Source organism: Kitasatospora sp. NPDC048545 (assembly GCF_040651155.1).
In the GTDB taxonomy this organism is placed as follows: domain Bacteria; phylum Actinomycetota; class Actinomycetes; order Streptomycetales; family Streptomycetaceae; genus Kitasatospora.
Map to the genome: position 1 here is coordinate 67,445 of NZ_JBEZIQ010000036.1, position 18,091 is coordinate 85,535.

The window sequence follows — 18,091 nt, forward strand, 5'->3', positions numbered from 1 at the left end:
GCACGGTGGCCGCGGACCCGGCCGCGCCGGCGGCCGGGTCGGCGGTCGGACGCACGACCGGACGCACGACCGGGCTCACGGTCGGACGCACGACCGGGCTCACGGCCGGACGCCGGTGACGAGCCCGTGCTCGTACGGGAGGTCCGGGACGGTTCCGACGTCCACGAACCCGGCCCGGCCGAGCCAGCGTTCGTAGTCGTCCGCCGGGTAGGCCATCCCCTGGCCGGTGGCCAGCACGTTGAGGTAGAGCGAGAGCCGTGCGCCGTAGAGGCCGCGCTGCTCGTCGTCGGCCGCGTGGTAGCCGTACACCGCGACCCTCCCGCCGGGCGGCAGGGCGTCGAAGGCCTTGGTCAGCAGGGCCAGGATCTGGTCGCCGTCGAAGACCTCCAGGCAGTGGCTGAAGAGCACGCACTGCGCGTCGCGCGGGAACGGGTCGAGGAAGATGTCGCCGGGGTGCAGCGCGACCCGGTCGGCGAGCGGCTCGGCCATCCGGCGGCTGCCGATCTCGGCGACGCCCGGCACGTCGAAGACGGTGAACCGCACGCCGGGGTGGGCGGCGGCCAGCGCCTTGGCGGTGGTGCCGTCGCCGCCGCCGACGTCCAGGACGTGCTCGACGCCGGCCAGGTCCAGGTGGTCGACGATCCCGCTCATCGACCGCAGGGTGAACGCGGTCATCGAGCGGTGCAGCACCTCCTGCAGCTCGGGGCGGTGCTCCAGCCGCTGGTAGAGGGTGGGTTCGGAGCCGGGGTACGCGGCGAGCGCGGTGTTCTCGCCGCTGCGCAGGGCCTCGGTGAGGTGTGCGAACGCCGGGTAGTAGATCCGCTGCCAGCCGGCCAGGATGTCCCCCCAGTCGTCCTCGCCGCCGGACGCGAAGAAGTCCTCGGCGACCGGGGTGTTCCGGTACGCGCCGCCGTCGCGCCGGATCAGCTCGGTGGTGCACAGCGCGAACAGCAGCACCCGCAGCTGGTGCGCGGGCAGGCCGAGGGCGGCCCGGACCTCGTCGAAGGAGGACTTCGGGTGCCGCGACAGGTGCGTGAAGACGCCCAGCTCCGCGCCGGCGACGACGGCGTTGAACAGTGCGGGGCCGTTGGCGATCAGGTGGAAGCGCTCCAGCACCCGGTCCCGGTCGTGGGTGCCGTGCGCAGCGCAGGTGTCCCGGGCGTCCCCGGTGCCGTGGGGGTCGTGGGGGTCGCGGGTGCCGGTCATCCGAGGTAGTCCTCCGGCCCGCCGTCGCGCACGGTGTCGAGGGTGAAGCAGTGGAACCCGCCGCCGAACAGCCGGCGGTGGCGGTGCACCACCGGGACGACGGTGAAGCGGGCTCGTTCCAGGGTGCGGATCAGCTCCGGGCAGGCGGCGTTGACCAGGACGGTCTCCTCGTCCACCGAGAGCACGTTGAGGTCGATGTACTTGCTGGTGAGGATCAGGTCGTCGTCCTCGTACTGCGGGAAGTTGTTCACCTCCGGCACCGGCGGGACGATCAGGTCCCAGGTGCGCAGCGGCTCGGGCAGCAGCTCGGCGACCTGCTCGTTGCGCACCAGCAGCGTGCCGGGCCGCAGCGCGAGCACCATGCTGTCGATGTGGCTGTCGCTGAGCCGGTGGACGCGGTGGAAGCGGAACCGGCCCTCGAAGTGGCGCTCCAGCCAGTCGACGGCGAGGGCGTGGTTGGCGGTGGAGACGTTGACGACCACGTCGCGGCCGAGCCGCAGGCACTGCGCACCGTCGAACATCATCTCGAAGCCGACGTCGTACGGGGAGGACCGCGGGTTCCGGACCGGCTCGGTCGGGCCGCCGGCCGAGCTGTCGGCGTAGGACGGGTCGAAGGAGGCGTCCGTCATCAGCGGGCGCGGCATGACCGTCCAGCGGGCGCCCGAGGCGAAGTACTCGGCGAACACCGGGGTGAGCAGCTGGGTCTCGAAGTAGCGGGAGCGGATCATCGGCGGCGTCTCGACGATCTCGTCGCCGAGCACCAGGGTGTTGTCCCGCAGGTTGAGCGGCGGTACGACGGCGGCCGACCACGCCGGGGTGCGCACCTCGACGGTGGCCTTGTCCAGCGGCAGCGGGCGCAGCACCTTCACGCCGAGGGAGCGCAGGGTGGCGGCGATGCCCTCGATGTCCTCGGTGAGCTCGTCGACGTAGCGCTGCTTGATCGGCGACTGGCTGGTGCGGCCGCCGGCCCCACCGGCCCCAACGGCCCCATCGGCGCCGTCACCGGCGGGCCGGTCGTCGGATCCCGGGGCGGTGAGCCGGGGGTAGTACCACTCGGAACGGACCAGGTTGTCGTGGTGGAAGAGGTCGAAGGAGAGCTCGCGCTCGTGCGAGGTGTAGTTCTCGGCCGAGCCGACGACCACCTCGCGCAGCCTCGACCACTCGTCGTAGCTGTTCAGCGATGCCATGGTTGATCCTCCGTCGGTGCGGCGTCAGGCCGCGGTGGGCAGGAACAGGGACTCGACCCGCTCGCGGACGGCCTCGGCGGCCTCGAAGTCCTCGGCGATCGCACAGAACCGCACGGTGCCGTCGGCGTGGCTGAACGCCTTCACCAGGACGACGCCGGTGCGCGTGGTCCGGTCGTAGGCGAGGCCGGCCTCGGCGAGCTTGTCGGCGGCGGCCCGGAACGAGGGCACCGGCCACCTGCAGTACTCCACGAGCACCCGGCTGTCGGCGTAGTCCGGGCCGACCAGCTGCCGGCCGATGACGGTGTAGATGTGCGTGGAGCCGGTGATCCGCCCGTTGTACTCGGTGAACATCACCTCGCCGTCGGCGGTCACGATGGCGTCGGCGCAGAACTGGCCGCGGAAGCCCATCATCCGCAGCGTCTCGCACAACCGGCCGCCGGCGGCGACCAGTTCGGGCAGCGCGCGGGGCGGCAGCGCGGGGGAGGGGATGACCTGCGCGTTGGCGACCGGCGCGGAGAGCATCTCGCCGTGCTCGGAGAAGACCGGGCCGTCGTCGGTGATGACGAACTCCACGAAGATGCCGCGGCTGTCGGGGACGTAGCGCTCGACCACGGCCGGGTAGCGGCTGCCGTTGGTGGCCCAGTCCCAGCGCTCGTCCAGGTAGGCGCGGATCGCGGCGCGGTCGGGGAGGACGAGGACCCGCTCGGCACCGACCGGGCGGTAGCCGTCGACGGGGCTGACGATCTCGTTGCCCAGGCCGCCGCAGGAGTAGTCGCGCTTGACCATCGCCGGGTGGCCCTTGGCGAACAGGCCGGCGATGACCTCCTCCGCGTCGACCCTGTTGGTGCAGACCCCGCCCTCCGGCAGCGGCACGCCGGACCCGGCCGCGACGGCGCGGAAGACCGCCTTGCTGTTGAGGAGCATCCCGCCGCCCTGGCCGACGAAGGCGTGGCCCGGGACGGCCTCCAGGAAGCCGAGCGCGCGGCCCAGTTCGACCACCGAGGCCTCCGGCGTCAGCGGGACGACGGCCGCCACCGGCCGGTCGGCGATGGCCTTGGCGAGGTCCTCGCGGAACCCGGGGTTCGCGAGTCGGTCGGCGGTGAGCAGGTCGGTCCCGGCGGCGCCGGGGGGCGGCACCAGCACCTGGAAGGCGGAGCGCGGGGTGCCGGTCAGGGCGGTGATGTAGTCGACCAGCTCCTCCTCCGGATCCTGCGGCAGGACGACGATGTCGTCCGGCTGCGCGAACCAGATGAGCAGTTGGGCGGAGGCGGCGGCCGTCTTCAGGTGCGCCTGCGGCAGCAGCACCGGGTCGCCGGCGAGTTCGTCGGTGAAGCAGTTGCCGATCAGCAGCCGGGGCATGGCGGTCTTCCTTCCGGGGAGGTACGTGCGGGACGTGTGCGGGCGGGAGAGAGACGCGGGCGGGACGCGGGCGGGAGGAGCGGTGCGGGGCGCTGTGCTTCCGGAAGAGACGGGCCGTGGGCCCGGGGGACTACGGCCGGACGTAGACGCCCTGCTCCTCGTACGCCCGGATCCGGGCGCGGTCGCGGTCGACCGTGGCGAGCGACGGCGCGGCGAGGTAGACGTAGCCGGGGACGGTGGCCAGGTCGACGGTCTGCGGTACGGGCTGCCCGGCGGCGAGCGGCGCGCTGAGTTCCACGAAGGACTCCAGTGCGCGGTAGTGCTCCTGCCAGGCGTCCGAACCGGCCACTCCGGCCCGGTGGTTGGACAGGTAGACCTGGCGCAGCTCGTGCGACCAGCGCAGGTCCTCGTCCGGGAAGGCCGCGAAGGCCGCCGGGTCGGTCAGGGCGAGGGCGTACAAGTGGACGTGGGACGTGCCGAGGTACTTCTCGTGCACCCAGGGGTGGATGGAGCCCATCAGCCGGGCGCCGGTCTCGATCAGCACCGGTCCGGCCGGGGTGAGCATCACCTCGCTGTGCGCGGCGCCGTGGGCGATGCCGAGCGCGGTGACGGCCTCCTTGGTGTACGCCACCACCTCCTCGCCCCGCGGGTCGGAGCGCGGGACCGGCTCGTGGTAGTCGTACACCGGCGAGCCGTGCGGGCCCTTGTCCTTGGCACACCTGAGGATCTCGGCGACCTTGTGCACGCCGTCCCGGGAGACGGTGTTGACGATGTACTCGTCGCCCTCCAGGTAGTCCTGGACGAGCACCGCCCGGTTGGGCGCGCCGATGAAGTTCGGCCGGCCGAGGACGTCCCCGGCGGCCTCGCGGACCTCCGTCGCGGTGCCGCAGATCCGCACGCCGTCGGTCGCGGCGCTGGCGAGCGGCTTGACCACGACGGTCGTGCCGCCGTTGGCCGTGAACCAGGCCGCCGCACCGTCGGCGGTGGTGGCGAGCGTGCCGGAGGGGGCGGCCAGCCCGGCCGCGCGCAGCAGTTCCGCCATCCGCGCCTTGTCCCGCCTGGCGGGCGCGGTGCGGACGTCGTTGCCGGGCAGGCCGAGCCGGTGGCCCAGGGTGTCGGCGAGGACCACCCCGGACTCGCCGCCCGCGATCACCCGGTCCACCGCCAGCCGGCGCAGCGCCGCCACCGCCTCGTCCTCCGGCAGGTGGCCGAGGTCGACGGCGTAGGCGCCGGGGTCGAAGCCGCGGGTGTAGGAGTCCCGGAACGCCGGCTGGGTGCGCAGGTGGACGCAGTCCACGGCGTGCTCGGCGAGCTGCCGCACCAGGATCCGGGAGGTGGAGAAGCCGTCCACTACGGCGACGCGCATGCGGGCTCCTCCTACGCGGGCGGTGCGGGGCGGTCCGCCGTCACCGGGCGGATGTTCTGGTTGTGGTGCAGCACGTTGTGCGGGTCGTACGTCTCCTTCACGGCGGCCAGCCGCCGGTAGCGGGCGTCCCCGTAGACCTCCCGCACCTTGTCGGCGGGCTCGTCCACCAGGTAGTTGACGTAGCCGCCGGTGTGGCTCCACGGGTCGAGCCGTTCCACGGAGCGCCTGGTCCACGCGATGTTCCCGGCGTCCTCCTGCGGCCCGGTCCACTGCGCGGAGACGGTGTGGATGAACGGCGCGTCCCGGTTGGGGAAGGCGCTGTCCTCGTCGGGGACGTCGGCGATCGCGCCGCGCAGGTACTCGAAGTTGATCGAGGACAGCGGGGAGGGCATCGCGGCCAGCGAGTCGGCCATTTCGACGTTGGCCTGCGGCGGGATGTCGGTGAGGTAGCGGGTCTTGGTGAAGTAGCGGTTGCCGTCCGGCCGTTCGTGGTCGCCGCCGCTCTGCAGCCGCCGGTGGGAGAGCTCTCCGCCGGTCGAGGCGGCGGGGCGCAGCGCGGCGAACAGCGGCTCGGAGGCGGCCTCGGCGCGCCCGGGCGCGCCGAACCACACCGCCGTCAGGTAGAGGGCGGGCCGGCCGCGCAGCTCATCGGGCAGCCAGGTCTCGTGACCTCCGTACTGGCCCGCGACCTTGAGCGCGCCGGCCACGTGCAGGTCCGCCGAGAGCTCGCCCGAGAACGCCCGATAGTGGGCCAACGCCGTTTCGGCGTCCGCGAGTTCGTACACCGCGGTGCGGCGGTGCACCGGGACGGCCGGCCGCAGCCGCAGCGTGAACCGGGTGACGATGCCGAAGTTCCCGCCGCCGCCGCGCAGTGCCCACAGCAGCTCGTGGTGGTCCCGCTCGGTCGCCTCGACCACCGAGCCGTCGGCCAGCACGACCTGGGCGGCCAGCAGGTGGTCGCAGGTCAGGCCCCAGCGGCGGCTGAGCCAGCCGTACCCGCCGCCGAGCGTGAGCCCGGCCAGGCCGGTGCGCGAGATGATGCCGGTGGGGCAGACCAGCCCGTGCGGCTCGGTCGCCACGTCGAGGTCGCCGAGCAGGCAGCCGCCCTGCGCCCGGGCGATCCGGGCGGCCGGGTCGACCTCGACGCCGCGCATCGGGGACAGGTCGATCAGCATGGCGTCGTCGGCCACCGCCGTCCCGGCCACGTTGTGCCCGCCGCCGCGCACCGTCACCGGGAGGCCCGCCTCGGCGGCGAAGCGCAGGCCCCGGCGGACGTCGGCGACCGAGCGGCAGCGGACGATGTGCGCCGGACGGCGGTCGTGCATGCCGTTCCAGACCCGTCGGGCCTGCTCGTAGCCGGGGTTGCCGGGGCGCAGCCAGGTGCCGTCCAGGGCGGGCACGCTGCGGCGCGGGCGCGTGGCGCGTCCGGTGTGCGCGGTCATCGCAGGGTCACCCCGCCCCAGTCGAAGTCGATCTCGTCCAGCGCGCCCAGATCGGTGCAGAGGCGGTGCAGCGCGCTGTAGTCCTGGACGAGCATGGTGCGTCCCTGGTCCTGTTCGACGTCGCGCATCATCTGCTCGCCGCCCGCCACGCCGACCAGCCGGACCACCCGGCGCCAGGTGGTGAAGTCGTTGGCGCCGAACGCGCGCATGCCGTCGCCCACGGCGTCCATGAAGTAGGCCCGGCGTTCGGCGTCCAGTCCTGCGCACACCTCCTTGGCGACCTCCGCGGAGATCGAGGAGTGGCAGTACTCGTCGCGGTTGTGCAGGGTCGCGGTGACCCGGTTCACCGGCTGCACGCGGGGGTCGTCGGCGATGAGGCCGAGGTAGGCGTTGATGGACAGCTCCGACACGGTGGCGAAGGCCAGCGTGGTCAGTTCCCGCTGCCAGCGGTGCCCGGCGCCGGTCAGCCGTTCGGCGTGCCGGCGCGCCTTGCGCGCCAACGGCAGTTCGGCCTCCGGGAGGTGCCAGCCGCGCCGGCGCCTGGTCACCGCACTGGCGTTGAGGTGCATGAGGGTGTGGTACTGCTCGTCCACCATGGCCTGGGTCGCGGCCAGGACGGAGGTCTCGGACAGCCCGGTGCCGAAGGCGTCCCGGGCGATCAGCTCGAAGCCCGGGTTCACCACCCGCTGCTCGTTGTCCATCACGTTCTTGTTGAACGCCACCCAGGCCCAGGCGAGCAGCCGGGCCCGCTGCTCCTCGTCGAGCGCGAGGTAGGCGGGGTGGTCGTGGAAGGGCAGCAGGTGTTCGGGGTAGTCCGGCCGCGCGGGCTCGAACAGCTCGTCCAGGTCGGGCTCGTCGCGCTTGACGGTGGCCCGCCGGGCCCAGTTGCCGGCCAGCCGGGCGATGACGGCGTTCTCGACGGGGTCGGCCGGGTCGTGCTCCGGCAGGTGCGGGGCCGGGCCCGGGTGCGGGTGCCGTGGCGGGTGCGCGTACGGCTGTGGCTGTCGGTGGCCGGGGTCGGCGGCCGGAAGGTGGGCCATGGCGTGCGTCCTCTCGGGGAGCCTCCTGGGGGACCGCTGGCGTACCGCGAACCCGTCACCAGGTGCCGGCGAGTACGGCCTTCTCGTACGCCTCGCCGTAACGCCGGTCGGGCCAGGCGTTGTAGGCGAGCAGGAAGAGGTCCCGGTGCCCCTCCTGGCCGCGCGGCGCGGCGATGTCGGTGGCGTAGTGCCGCATCCTCCGGTCGTCGAGGACGACGGCCTCCCCGGGCTGCAGTACCGTCCGCGCGAAGGGCTCGTCGTCGTCCATCGGCATCAACTGGGTCTCGCCGCCGGTGATGTTGGCCCGGCCGATCACGGCGATCACGCTGAAGGTGTGTCCGTCCTGATGCGGTCCTTCCGGCACCGAGACGCCGCGGGTGCTGTCGTCCGAGACGATGCGCCACTGGTGCACGTCGACCTGCCAGGCGGTGGCGGTGTCCAGCGGCACCTCCTCCGCGCCGGCCCGCACCAGGGGGGCGGGGTCGATCCGCAGCGGTTCGAAGTCGCGCAGCTGTCCGCCGGTGACGCCGTTGAACCGGGTCGCCTGGCAGAACGGGCGGTGCGGCAGCAGCTCCAGCTGCCAGCCGCCGCCGCTGTCGTGGGCGATCCGGTACTGGGAGAACCGGCGGTGGCGGAACTTGCCGTCGCAGTAACGGTCGAGAGGGAGGGTCGGGAACTCCCGGAGGACGGAGGCGTCCAGGTCCGGGACGGAGAAGAACTGGTAGTGCCGATCGTTGAGCGCCATGCGAAAGCCAGCCATTCTGTGGGGTGTCAGTCGACGCAATGGAGGCCACGAGGGGAGACGCAGGCACACCGGACCCCGAACCGGGCACCGGCCCGGTCGGACGGATCGCTCCTGCGATGACCATCGTCATTCGCGGTGACCGCGGCGTTCAAGCGATCCGGGCTTCCGGATCCGGCATGACGTGATCCGGACACGCCGGGTACGAAGAAGTGGGTGCCCGGCCCGGGGCGACCCGGGGCGGGGCGGGGCGCCGCCCGATGGGGACGTCCCGGAGGGGGCCGACGTCGGACCGGCCCGCATCCCGCGCCTGCATTCCGCCTGCATTCCGCCTGCATTCCGCCTGCATTCCGCGCCCGCATTCCGCGCCCGCATTCCGCGCCTGCGTGAAACGACGTCAGCGGCGCCCACGGGACATCCGGGAGCACCGGAAGGGGCTTGCGGCCCCTGCCCGCGGGCGGTTGACTGGAGGGAGACACATCATCTGCTGTCCACACCCGATGCCTCCCGGGAAATCGCCGGTCGAGGTGAACGCGCAAGCCCTCATCCGAACGCGATGTCACGTGCGGTGAGCGGAATCCCGACGAGATGTGCTCTCGGTCATGATGCGGGGTCCGCGTTCGGCGGTCCGGCACCCGCGAGGCGGCGGCTGATGAGGGAGGTCATGTCATGGCTTGGCAATTTCCGCCGCCCGGAGCGACCCGATGGTTCCTCGCCCACGGGCAGGCGGCGCAGTTCGGGTACTCCTTCGGCGGTACCTACCAGGGGCCCCAGTACGTCGAGGCGAAGCTCGACAGCAGTAGCGGCGCTGCGGATCCGCGCGACCTCGTCGTCCAGTGGCACGGCATCGAGAACCGCGCCGTGTTCGGCGGAGCCCAGGACAACTACATCCTCGGAATCTGGAACCCGTCGACCACCGACATCTGGTTTCACCTGGACGGAGGCGGCGTGACATGACGCACCACGAGAGCGGCGGTCCGGCCAGGCTGCTCGTGCTGGCGGACGAGCAGGGGAACATCATCGCGGCGAGCGCCGCACCCGAGGCCGGAGCGGTGGGCGCGGACGCGCCGTCGACGGGCGGCGTGCGCGTCTCGGAGGGCAGGGTGCTGCACGAGGTCGCGCTGCCCGAGGGGCGGCTGCGCGCCGAAGCGGCGGAATCCCTCGGCGACTTCTACGTGGCCGTGGACGGTGGTGAGCCGAGGCTGGTGAAGCGGTCCCAGGGCAGCGCGGGGGCCTGACGTCCGCGGCGTCGCCCGCAGGACGGGCGGCGGCCCCGTCGAACCGGGCGGGTGCCCGTGCCTCGGCGCCCGCCCGCTGCGCGCTGCCCGCCCGCTCCTCGGCGATGTGCTCCTCGACGACGTCCGCTCCTCGACGACGTCCGCTCCTCGACGACGTCCGCTCCTCGACGACGTCCGCTCCTCGACGACGTCCGCTCCTCGGCGACGTTGCTACTCGGCCACGTCCGGTGCGTCGCTGAGCCCCAGGCGCAGGTGCTCGATGTGGTAGACGGCCTGGTCGAGCAGCGCGGCGACGTGGTTGTCGTAGAGCGCGTAGACGACCGAGCGGCCATGGCGGTGCCCGACCACCAGGCCGAGGTTGCGGAGCAGGCGCAGCTGGTGGGAGCAGGCGGACTGCTCCATGCCGACCTCGGTGGCGAGTTCGGTGGCGGCGCAGGGGCCTTCGCGCAGGCGGGAGAGGATCAGCAGGCGGGAGGGGGTGGCCAGGGCCTGGAGGGTGGTGGCCACCCGGGCAGCGCTGACGGCGTCCAGGCGCGTGTGCGGGACGGCGGTGGTGGGGGCGGCTCCATGACCCATGGCGCCAATACTACAACTCGTACATGAAGGAGCGTTCATATGTTCATGTATGGTGGATGGGTCGTTGGCCGCGCCCTGCCCTGAAGGTCCTCTCCGCCATGTCCTCCACCACCCTGACCGAACGCCCCGCGCTCCCGGCCGCCCCGCGTCCGGACACCGCGCCCCGGCGGCGCACCCGAGTGCTCTCGCTGCCCGAGGCCCGCTGGGCCGCCGCCGCGACGGTGCTGTTCCTGATCGCCCTGCCGCTCCAACTGGCCGGTGCCCCCGCCTGGGCCTGGGGCCCGCTGTACGCGTCGGCGTACGCGACCGGCGGCTGGGAGCCCGCCTGGGCGGGCCTTCGGGCGTTGCGTGAGAAGACCCTCGACGTCGACCTGCTGATGATCGTCGCCGCGCTCGGCGCCGCCGCCGTCGGGCAGGTCATGGACGGCGCGCTGCTGATCGTCATCTTCGCCACCTCCGGCGCCCTGGAGGCCGTGGCCACCGCCCGGACCGCCGACTCGGTGCGCGGGCTGCTCGACCTCGCCCCCACCACGGCGACCCGGCTGCTGGATGGGGGCACCTCCCGGCCGGAGGCTGGGGGAGGAACCGAGGAGACCGTGCCGACCGGGCAACTGGCCGTCGGCGACACCGTCCTCGTGCGGCCGGGCGAGCGGATCGGTGCCGACGGACGGGTCCTGGACGGGGCGAGCGACGTCGACCAGGCCACCATCACCGGAGAGCCCCTCCCGGTCGCCAAGGCGGCCGGCGACGAGGTGTTCGCCGGCACCCTCAACGGCACCGGCGTGCTGCGAGTGAAGGTCGAACGCGACGCCTCCGACTTCGTGATCGCGCGGATCGTGACGATGGTCGAGGAGGCCTCCGAGACCAAGGCGCCCACCCAGCTGTTCATCGAGAAGGTCGAACAGCGCTACTCGATCGGCATGGTGGCCGCGACCCTCGCCGTCTTCGCCGTGCCGCTCGCCCTCGGCGCCGCGTTCACCGGCTCGCTGCTGCGGGCGATGACCTTCATGATCGTCGCCTCCCCGTGCGCCGTCGTCCTGGCCACCATGCCGCCGCTGCTCTCCGCGATCGCCAACGCCGGACGGCACGGCGTGCTGGTCAAGTCCGCCGTCGTGATGGAGCGCCTCGGGCAGACCGACGCCGTCGCCCTCGACAAGACCGGCACCCTGACCGAGGGCACACCCCGGGTCAGCGAGATCCACGCGCTGAGCGGCTCGGGCCTCTCCGGTGACGGGCTGCTCGCGCTCGCGGCCGCCGCCGAGCACGCCAGTGAGCACCCGCTCGCCCGCGCCGTCGTGGACGCTGCCCGCAGCCGGGCCCTCACCCCGGCCCCCGCCGAGGACTTCGCCTCCGTTCCCGGGGCCGGTGTCACCGCCACCGTCGGCGGCCGGGTCGTCGCCGTCGGCGCGCCCGTGCGGCTGATCAACGGCCGGACGGACGCCGCCTCGGCCGAAGCGGCCGGGCTGGCTGCCGCCCTGGAGGAGGCCGGACGCACCGCCGCCCTGGTCGAGGTGGACGGCGTGCCGGTCGGCGTGCTCGGCCTCGCCGACCGGCTGCGCCCGGACGCCGCCGCCACCGTCGCCGCCCTGACCCGGCTCACCGGCCGCGCGCCGGTGCTGCTCACCGGCGACAACCCGGGTGCCGCCGCCCGGGTGGCCGCCGAGGTCGGCATCGCCGAGGTGCGTGCCGGACTGCTGCCGAGGGAGAAGGTCGCCGCCGTCCGGGAGCAGGAGACGGCCGGACGAAAGGTGCTGGTGGTCGGCGACGGCGTCAACGACGCGCCCGCGCTGGCCGCCGCGCACACCGGCGTCGCGATGGGGAGGGCCGGCTCCGACCTGGCCCTGGAGACCGCCGACGCGGTCGTGGTGCGCGACGAACTCGCCACCGTCCCGGCCGTGGTGGCGCTCTCCCGGCGGGCGCGCTCCCTCGTCGTGCAGAACCTGGTGATCGCCTCGGTGTTCATCTCGGTCCTCGTCGTCTGGGACCTGGCGGCCGCTCTGCCGCTGCCGCTCGGCGTGCTCGGCCATGAGGGCTCGACCGTCCTCGTCGGCCTCAACGGGCTGCGGCTGCTGCGCGAGGCGGCGTGGACCGACGCCCGTGCGGCGGGCGGGAGCTGAGCGGCCGGCTCATGGAGGAGTCGCCTCCCCCCCCGACGAGGGTTACTCGTTCTCGGCGGAGGCGGAGGCGGACGCGGAGGCCGAGCCGGTGCCCGCGGCGGAGGAGGGCGCGGCAGCTGTGGCCTCCGGGGCGCCGGTGGCCGGTTCCTGGGCCTGGTCCGGGTCCTGGGCCTGGTCCTGGGCCGGGGACTCCATCGCGGTCATCCGCGGGAGCAGGAACAGCACGGCGACGAGGAGGACGAGCAGCAGGGTACCGCCGACGACGAGCGGGGTCCGGATGTTGGTGACGGAGGCGATCCAGCCGCTGAGGGCGGCGCCGGTCATGATGCCGAGTCGGCTCAGCAGCATGTAACAGCTGTTGACCCGGCCGAGCAGGTCCTTCGGGACGGCCTGCTGGCGCAGCGAGACCGCCTGGATGTTCCAGGTGACGATGCCGAAGCCGATGACGCCGTACAGCGCGGCGACCTCGAACACCGAGGTGCTGAACGCCATCAGGATCAGCGAGACGCCCATCAGCAGGAAGGAGAGGGCGATCCGGGTGCCGCGGCTGAGCAGCCGGCTGAGCCGGCCGGCCAGGGTGCTCGCGGCGGTGCCGCCGATCGCACCGGCGGCGAGGACGATGCCGTAGGAGGCGGCGGGGGCCTTCACGACCTTGGTGACCATCAGGACCATCATGGTGGTGCCCATGAAGCAGGTCAGCGCGCCGAGGGTGGAGAGGACGGCGAGCATCCGCACCTCGCGGTGGCGGAACAGCCAGTTGACGCCCTCGCGGATCTCGGTGAGCACCGGGCGGCCGGCCCGGGTGCGGGCGGCGGTGGAGCGGCCGGTCGCGGCGACCAGGACGGCGGCGAGCGCGAAGGAGACGCCGTCGACGGTGAACGGGAACCCGGCGGCCACGGCGAACAGGGCCGATCCGAGCAGCGGGCCGATGAGGTTCCCGCCGACGAGCATGTTGGCCTGCATTCGGCCGTTGGCCGCGTCGAGCTGGTCGGGGCGGACCAGCTCGGGGACGGCCGAGGTGGCGGCGTTGGAGAAGACCGTCTCGCCGCAGCCGAGCAGGAAGGCCAGGGCGGCGAGCGCGAGCAGTGGCGGGTCGGCGAAGAAGACCCAGCAGGCGAAGCCCAGGACGACGACGGCACGAAGGGCGTCGATGGTCCACATCAGCCGTCGCCGGTCGGACCGGTCGGCGAGCACGCCGCCGTAGAGCGACATCACCAGGAATGGCAGCGAGGCGGCGACCGAGACCACCGAGACCGCGCTCGGCGACTCCGAGACCGCCACCGCGAGCAGCGGCAGGGCCGAGTCCCGCATGCCGTCGCCGACCGAGGAGATCGCCGAGGCGGACCACAACAAGGTGAACTTCCGGCCCAGTTGCGGACGGCTCTTGGGTGGCTTCTCGGCCAGGTCTGCTGCGGTCACCGACGCAGTATGTCATGTCCGCGGAGGAACGTTCGGGCGGAATCCGAACTGCCCTGGCTGTCCCGAACTGGGCGTGTCGGCAAGGAAGTCGGGGTCGTCCCGAGCTGTCCGGACTGTCCTGCGGGTTTGCGAACTCTTGACGGTTTCCCGGCCGGCCGAGCCCGGAGGCGCCCTTGACCGGCGTGGTCGGACCGCCCGCCGGAACAAGGCCGGGGAACCACCGGCCGGGCCCGCTCCTCGGGCACCCGTCCGGCGAGCAGCCGGCCGGCCACCGCGCCGCCCGCGAGCGCGCGCCCACCGGGCACCGGGTGGACGCGCCCGGCAGCGCTCTCAGGGCGCGGCCGGTCCGGGCCTCGGGACGGCGGCGACGGACTCGGGGAGCGGGTAGGCGGCGGGGTCGACCGGCCCCGGGAGGTCGGTGGCGGGGCGGGCGGGGGCGTTCGGGTCGGGCAGCGACGGCTGGGCGGGCGGGGCCGGGACCTGGCTGAAGGGGACACCGGGCGGTGCCTGGACCGCGGTGGTGCGGCCGGCGGGCACCGGGCCGCGGGCCTGGATCCCGCAGCCGGCGGCGGCCTCCAGGTTCTCCGGGCTCTGCACGGTGGGCTGGTTGCCGCTGAAGCAGTTGTTCGGGTCGACGGAGGCCATGGCGAGGTCGGTGCCGTTGCCGGTGACGCGGTTGCCCTCGACGCGGTTGCCGCTCGCCGGATGGCCGGGCGGGTCGGTGATGACGATGCCGACGGCGCGGTTGCCCTGCACGAGGTTGCGCTGCACCTGGTTCGCCGTGCCGCCGCCGATGCCGATGCCGATGCCGAAACCGCCGTCGGCCTGTTCGGGGGTGTCGGCGGCGTTGTTGTCGGTGACGGCGTTGCCCGCGATGACGGCGCCGTGCTGCGGGGCGAGGGCCTCCAGGTCGTTGGAGTTGACGGTGACGCCGACCCGGTTGCCGGTGACGCGGTTGCCGACGATCGTCAACCCGTCGGAGGCGTTGGTGAGTTCGATGCCGACGGCGTTGCGCTCGACGGTGTTGCCGCGCACCAGGGTGTCGCAGGGCTTGCACTGGCCGACGTAGATGCCGGAGTCGGCCTGCCCGGAGGCGTACGAGTCCTCGATGACGCCGCCGCGCGCGTCGAAGGCGTAGATGCCGTACAGGCCGTTGTCGTAGGCGGTGACACTGCTCGCGCGGAAGCCCTGGACGACGGGGAAACGGGCGGTGTCCAGCGGGTCGTAGGCGGAGCCGCCGGCGCCGTGCTGCTGCAGCTTCTCGTCGGTGACGCCGGTGAACAGCACGCCGTTGGCCAGGTAGCCGTGGACGGTGAGGTTCTCGACCACCGAGCCGGGGCCGGTGACGGTGATGCCGTTGACGAGGCGCACGCCGCCGTCGAGGACGACGGTGTTGCGGTCGGTGCCGCGCAGCACGATCCGGGCCTTGGTGACCCGGACGCTCTCCCGGTAGATGCCCGGGGCGACCAGCACCGTGTCGCCCTCGCGGGCCACATCCACGGCCTGCTGGACGGTCGGGAAGTCCTGGGGGACTCGAACGACCGTGCCGTCCGGGTGTTTCGCGTCGGACGAGGTCGAACCGGTGGACGAACAGCCGGAGACGACGAGCGCGGCGGCGGTGAGCAGGGCGGGGACGAAGTCCCGGAACGCCTTTCCCGGTGACGGTGGTGTGGCGGTGTCGAATTGACGTGTCATCAAAAGTTGCATAAGGCGTGTTCTATCGTCTCCAATGTCGCCCATGCATGCCGAAACCGCAAAGGCGCAGGACCGGCCACGAACTGTCGCGAGCGGTCCGGACCGGAGGGCCCTGCTCGCGGGCGGCGCGGTGCTGGCCGCCGGCGTCGGCGCCGGGATCACCGCGCTGGCCCGCGGCGGTGACGGCCGCCGGGCCGCGGCGCCGCCGCCCGAGCCGTCGGTCCCCTTCCGCGGCGAACGGCAGGCCGGGGTGACGGCCCCGCAGCAGCCGGCCACCCAGCTCGTCGCCCTCGACCTGGCGCCGGCCGTCATCTCCGACGGCCGGACCACACTGCGCGGCCTGCTCGGGGAGTTGACCCGGGTGCTCGCCGCCGCGGCCGGCGGCACGTCGGCGGACGGGCGGCTGCAGGGTGGCGAACCGGCCCGGCTCACCGGCCTGGTGGGGGTCGGTCCGGGGCTCGCGGGCCGGCTGGGGCTGGACGTTCCGGCGCCGGTCCTGGCGGAGCTGCCGGCCTTCCCGGGGGACCGGCTCGACCCGGCGCGCGGCGGCGGCGACCTGCTGGTGCAGCTGTGCGCGGCGGACCGCTGGCCGCTGTCCGTCGTCGCCGAACAGGTCGGTGCGGCGGCCGTCGCCGCGGGCGCGTCGGTGCGGTGGACGCAGTCCGGCTTCCTGCCCCGGACGGCCGCGGGCGTCACCCCGAGGAACCTGTTCGGCTTCAAGGACGGTACGGCGAACCCGGACGAGGAGGCCGCCCGGCAGTGGGTCTGGGGCCCGCCAGGACCGCACGAGCACGGCACGGTCCTGGTCTACCGGCGGATCCGGATGGACACCGGCGCCTTCACCGCCCTCCCCGCCGACCGCAGAAACCTTGCCATGGGGCGTCGGGAGGGCGACGGCGCCCCGCTCACCGGCACGGCGGAGCACGACGAACCGGACATCTATGCGAAGAACCACGACGGCTCGTACGTCATCCCGGCCACCGCCCACGTCCGGCTCTCCAGCCCCCGGTTGGACGGCGGTGCCCGGATGCTGCGCCGCGGCTACAGCTACGACGACGGGCCGGGGGACCGGGGCCTGCTGTTCTGCGCCTTCATGCGGGACCCGGCGCTGTTCACCCGGGTGCAGAACCGGCTGGCCGCGCGGGACGCGCTGAACCCGTTCCTGGAACACACGGCGTCGGCGGTGGTGTACGTCCTGCCGGGGGTGGGGGAGGGCGGGGTGCTGGGGGAGGGCTTGTTCGGGTGACGGCACGGCACGCCGTCGGGGCGTGCCGGTGTCCGGGCGAAACCGCTCTCCGGGGCGTGTCGGTGTCCGGGGCGTGTCGGTGTCCGGGGCGTGCCGGGGCGTGCCGGTTCGGGCCGTGCCGCCGCGGCGGGTGCGGCGGCGGTACGGCCCGGCGGTCACCAGTCGACGGGGATGCGGGCCGGGCTGCGGGTGGTGCCGCCGAGCTGCCAGGCGACGTCCGCGACCGGGGTGGTGAGGCGGAGGCCGGGCAGGGCGGTGGCGAGGCGGTGCAGGGACTCGCGCATCTCCAGCCGGACGCGCCAGGCACCGATGCAGTAGTGCGGGCCGGCGCTGAAGGCGAGGGTGGGGGCGGCGAGGGGGAGGCCGAGGTCGGCGTCGAGGCCCTCGGGGTAGACCTCGGGGTCGCGGTTGGCGCTGCCCAGGCTGACGGCGACGACGGAACCGGCCGGGATGGTGGCGCCGCCGAGCTCGATCGGCGCGGTGGCGCGGCGGATGGTGGCCTCGTCGTCGCCGAGCGGGATGAAGTGGAGCAGGCGTTCGGCGGTGCGTTCGGCGGTGTCGGGGTCGGCGAGCCGCGGCCAGTGCTCGGCGCGTTCGCCGAGCAGGTAGACGAGGGCGTTGCCGAGGGCGCCGGCGACGCTCTCGTTGCCGCTGGCGGTGAGTCCGGCGACGAGGTAGACGAGCGATTCCTCGGGGATGCCGCCGTCGTGGTCGGCGGCCCGGACGAGCCGGCTGACCAGGTCGTCGCCGGGCTCGCGGCGGCGGCGCTCGATCAACTCCGCGGTGAACGCACCGTATTCGGCGAGGGCGTCGGCGTGGTCGGTGGCGGTGGTGCCTGCGGTGGTGCTCGCGGTGGTGGAGGCGTCGGTGCTCGCGGTCCCGCTGCCGGTCGGGTTCCCGGGGGCGGGGGTGCCGTCGGCGGGCTCGTCGCCCTGGGCGAGCAGCGCGAGGGTCCAGCGCTGCAGCCGCTCCTCGTCCAGGCTGTCCGGCCCGTTCCCGTCGAGCCCCATCAGCCGGGTGGTGACGGCGAAGGGCACCGGCCGGGCGAATGCGGTGACCAGGTCGGCGGGTGGTCCGGCGGCGACCAGCGCGTCGACGGACTGCTGGACGGCGGCCGCCACCCAGGGCTGCCAGCCGGCGATGGCGCGTGGGGTGAAGGCCCGTTGGGCGGTGCCGCGCAGTCGCCGGTGGGCGGGGCCGTCCTGGTTGAACAGGGAGGCCGGGTTGGCGGCCACATCGGCGGTGGCGCCGGCGGTTCCGACGTCGTGCAGGTCGGCGCGGGTGATCCGGGGGTCGCCGAGGACCTGCCGGACGTCCTGGTAGCGGGTGACCAGCCAGGCGGGGGTGCCGTCGGGGAGGGTGGTCGGGTGGGGCGGAAGGGCGGGGGCGACGGGGAGCCGGTGGAGCGGGGGCAGGGCGGTCCGGGTGTCGGCGGCGGAGTCCATGGGTCCCTTCGAG

Annotated in this window: 15 protein-coding genes; 4 read left to right on the forward strand and 11 right to left on the reverse strand. The window is 73.7% G+C overall.

Annotated features, from left to right (window positions below):
- Window positions 1-99: 99 nt before the first annotated feature.
- The 7 genes from AB0D10_RS29445 to AB0D10_RS29475 all read right to left on the reverse strand — a co-directional run bounded on the left by AB0D10_RS29445 (window position 100) and on the right by AB0D10_RS29475 (window position 8,345).
- Window positions 100-1,206, reverse strand: a complete 1,107-nt coding sequence (locus AB0D10_RS29445; RefSeq protein WP_360261983.1) for a methyltransferase — start codon at window positions 1,204-1,206, stop codon at window positions 100-102.
- Window positions 1,203-2,393: a glycine amidinotransferase gene (locus tag AB0D10_RS29450; RefSeq protein ID WP_360261984.1), complete on the reverse strand. Its 1,191-nt coding sequence runs from the start codon at window positions 2,391-2,393 to the stop codon at window positions 1,203-1,205. Before AB0D10_RS29450 ends, AB0D10_RS29445 begins: the two co-directional genes overlap by 4 nt.
- A 24-nt stretch (window positions 2,394-2,417) precedes the next feature.
- The gene (locus AB0D10_RS29455) at window positions 2,418-3,752 is read right to left on the reverse strand and encodes a peptide ligase PGM1-related protein (protein WP_360261985.1); all 1,335 of its coding nucleotides are present in this window, start codon (window positions 3,750-3,752) and stop codon (window positions 2,418-2,420) included.
- Between the two features lie 130 nt (window positions 3,753-3,882).
- Window positions 3,883-5,118, reverse strand: coding sequence for an ATP-grasp domain-containing protein (locus tag AB0D10_RS29460; RefSeq protein ID WP_360261986.1), 1,236 nt, complete (start codon window positions 5,116-5,118; stop codon window positions 3,883-3,885).
- 11 nt (window positions 5,119-5,129) lie between these two features.
- Entirely contained in the window at window positions 5,130-6,560 is a 1,431-nt protein-coding gene (locus AB0D10_RS29465; RefSeq protein WP_360261987.1) for an FAD-binding oxidoreductase, read from the reverse strand.
- The gene (locus tag AB0D10_RS29470) at window positions 6,557-7,600 is read right to left on the reverse strand and encodes a diiron oxygenase (protein ID WP_360261988.1); all 1,044 of its coding nucleotides are present in this window, start codon (window positions 7,598-7,600) and stop codon (window positions 6,557-6,559) included. Before AB0D10_RS29470 ends, AB0D10_RS29465 begins: the two co-directional genes overlap by 4 nt.
- Before the next feature lie 55 nt (window positions 7,601-7,655).
- Entirely contained in the window at window positions 7,656-8,345 is a 690-nt protein-coding gene (locus AB0D10_RS29475) for a 2OG-Fe dioxygenase family protein (RefSeq protein ID WP_360261989.1), read from the reverse strand.
- A 666-nt stretch (window positions 8,346-9,011) separates the two neighbouring features.
- On the opposite strand from AB0D10_RS29475, the gene AB0D10_RS29480 reads away from it, so the two are divergent.
- On the forward strand, window positions 9,012-9,299 hold the full coding sequence (locus tag AB0D10_RS29480) for a hypothetical protein (protein ID WP_360261990.1): 288 nt from the start codon (window positions 9,012-9,014) through the stop codon (window positions 9,297-9,299).
- Window positions 9,296-9,580 carry a hypothetical protein gene (locus AB0D10_RS29485; RefSeq protein WP_360261991.1) on the forward strand — a complete coding sequence of 95 codons (285 nt, stop codon included), beginning with the start codon at window positions 9,296-9,298 and terminating at the stop codon, window positions 9,578-9,580. The genes AB0D10_RS29480 and AB0D10_RS29485 overlap by 4 nt, the downstream gene beginning before the upstream one ends.
- Window positions 9,581-9,790: 210 nt before the next feature.
- Here AB0D10_RS29485 and AB0D10_RS29490 read toward each other — a convergent pair whose 3' ends face one another.
- On the reverse strand, window positions 9,791-10,156 hold the full coding sequence (locus tag AB0D10_RS29490) for a metalloregulator ArsR/SmtB family transcription factor (protein WP_360261992.1): 366 nt from the start codon (window positions 10,154-10,156) through the stop codon (window positions 9,791-9,793).
- A gap of 98 nt (window positions 10,157-10,254) precedes the next feature.
- Here AB0D10_RS29490 and AB0D10_RS29495 point away from each other — a divergent pair, with 98 nt between their 5' ends.
- Window positions 10,255-12,273 carry a heavy metal translocating P-type ATPase gene (locus AB0D10_RS29495; protein WP_360261993.1) on the forward strand — a complete coding sequence of 673 codons (2,019 nt, stop codon included), beginning with the start codon at window positions 10,255-10,257 and terminating at the stop codon, window positions 12,271-12,273.
- Between the two features lie 42 nt (window positions 12,274-12,315).
- Here the strand turns inward: AB0D10_RS29495 and AB0D10_RS29500 are convergent, their stop codons facing one another.
- Window positions 12,316-13,692, reverse strand: a complete 1,377-nt coding sequence (locus AB0D10_RS29500) for an MFS transporter (RefSeq protein WP_360261994.1) — start codon at window positions 13,690-13,692, stop codon at window positions 12,316-12,318.
- Between the two features lie 330 nt (window positions 13,693-14,022).
- Window positions 14,023-15,387, reverse strand: a complete 1,365-nt coding sequence (locus tag AB0D10_RS29505; RefSeq protein ID WP_360261995.1) for a right-handed parallel beta-helix repeat-containing protein — start codon at window positions 15,385-15,387, stop codon at window positions 14,023-14,025.
- A gap of 43 nt (window positions 15,388-15,430) precedes the next feature.
- On the opposite strand from AB0D10_RS29505, the gene AB0D10_RS29510 reads away from it, so the two are divergent.
- On the forward strand, window positions 15,431-16,633 hold the full coding sequence (locus tag AB0D10_RS29510; protein WP_360261996.1) for a Dyp-type peroxidase: 1,203 nt from the start codon (window positions 15,431-15,433) through the stop codon (window positions 16,631-16,633).
- A gap of 155 nt (window positions 16,634-16,788) precedes the next feature.
- Here the strand turns inward: AB0D10_RS29510 and AB0D10_RS29515 are convergent, their stop codons facing one another.
- A complete protein-coding gene (locus AB0D10_RS29515) occupies window positions 16,789-18,078 on the reverse strand; it encodes a cytochrome P450 (RefSeq protein ID WP_360261997.1) in 1,290 nt (429 codons plus the stop codon).
- Window positions 18,079-18,091: the final 13 nt, after the last annotated feature.

What these genes read in the sequence shown, in the direction of transcription:
- AB0D10_RS29445 (WP_360261983.1), bottom strand. Translation starts at nt 1,206, where the DNA reads ATGACCGGCACCCGCGACCCCCACGACCCCCACGGCACCGGGGACGCC.
- AB0D10_RS29450 (WP_360261984.1), bottom strand. Translation starts at nt 2,393, where the DNA reads ATGGCATCGCTGAACAGCTACGACGAGTGGTCGAGGCTGCGCGAGGTG.
- AB0D10_RS29455 (WP_360261985.1), bottom strand. Translation starts at nt 3,752, where the DNA reads ATGCCCCGGCTGCTGATCGGCAACTGCTTCACCGACGAACTCGCCGGC.
- AB0D10_RS29460 (WP_360261986.1), bottom strand. Translation starts at nt 5,118, where the DNA reads ATGCGCGTCGCCGTAGTGGACGGCTTCTCCACCTCCCGGATCCTGGTG.
- AB0D10_RS29465 (WP_360261987.1), bottom strand. Translation starts at nt 6,560, where the DNA reads ATGACCGCGCACACCGGACGCGCCACGCGCCCGCGCCGCAGCGTGCCC.
- AB0D10_RS29470 (WP_360261988.1), bottom strand. Translation starts at nt 7,600, where the DNA reads ATGGCCCACCTTCCGGCCGCCGACCCCGGCCACCGACAGCCACAGCCG.
- AB0D10_RS29475 (WP_360261989.1), bottom strand. Translation starts at nt 8,345, where the DNA reads ATGGCGCTCAACGATCGGCACTACCAGTTCTTCTCCGTCCCGGACCTG.
- AB0D10_RS29480 (WP_360261990.1), top strand. Translation starts at nt 9,012, where the DNA reads ATGGCTTGGCAATTTCCGCCGCCCGGAGCGACCCGATGGTTCCTCGCC.
- AB0D10_RS29485 (WP_360261991.1), top strand. Translation starts at nt 9,296, where the DNA reads ATGACGCACCACGAGAGCGGCGGTCCGGCCAGGCTGCTCGTGCTGGCG.
- AB0D10_RS29490 (WP_360261992.1), bottom strand. Translation starts at nt 10,156, where the DNA reads ATGGGTCATGGAGCCGCCCCCACCACCGCCGTCCCGCACACGCGCCTG.
- AB0D10_RS29495 (WP_360261993.1), top strand. Translation starts at nt 10,255, where the DNA reads ATGTCCTCCACCACCCTGACCGAACGCCCCGCGCTCCCGGCCGCCCCG.
- AB0D10_RS29505 (WP_360261995.1), bottom strand. Translation starts at nt 15,387, where the DNA reads ATGACACGTCAATTCGACACCGCCACACCACCGTCACCGGGAAAGGCG.
- AB0D10_RS29510 (WP_360261996.1), top strand. Translation starts at nt 15,431, where the DNA reads ATGCATGCCGAAACCGCAAAGGCGCAGGACCGGCCACGAACTGTCGCG.
- AB0D10_RS29515 (WP_360261997.1), bottom strand. Translation starts at nt 18,078, where the DNA reads ATGGACTCCGCCGCCGACACCCGGACCGCCCTGCCCCCGCTCCACCGG.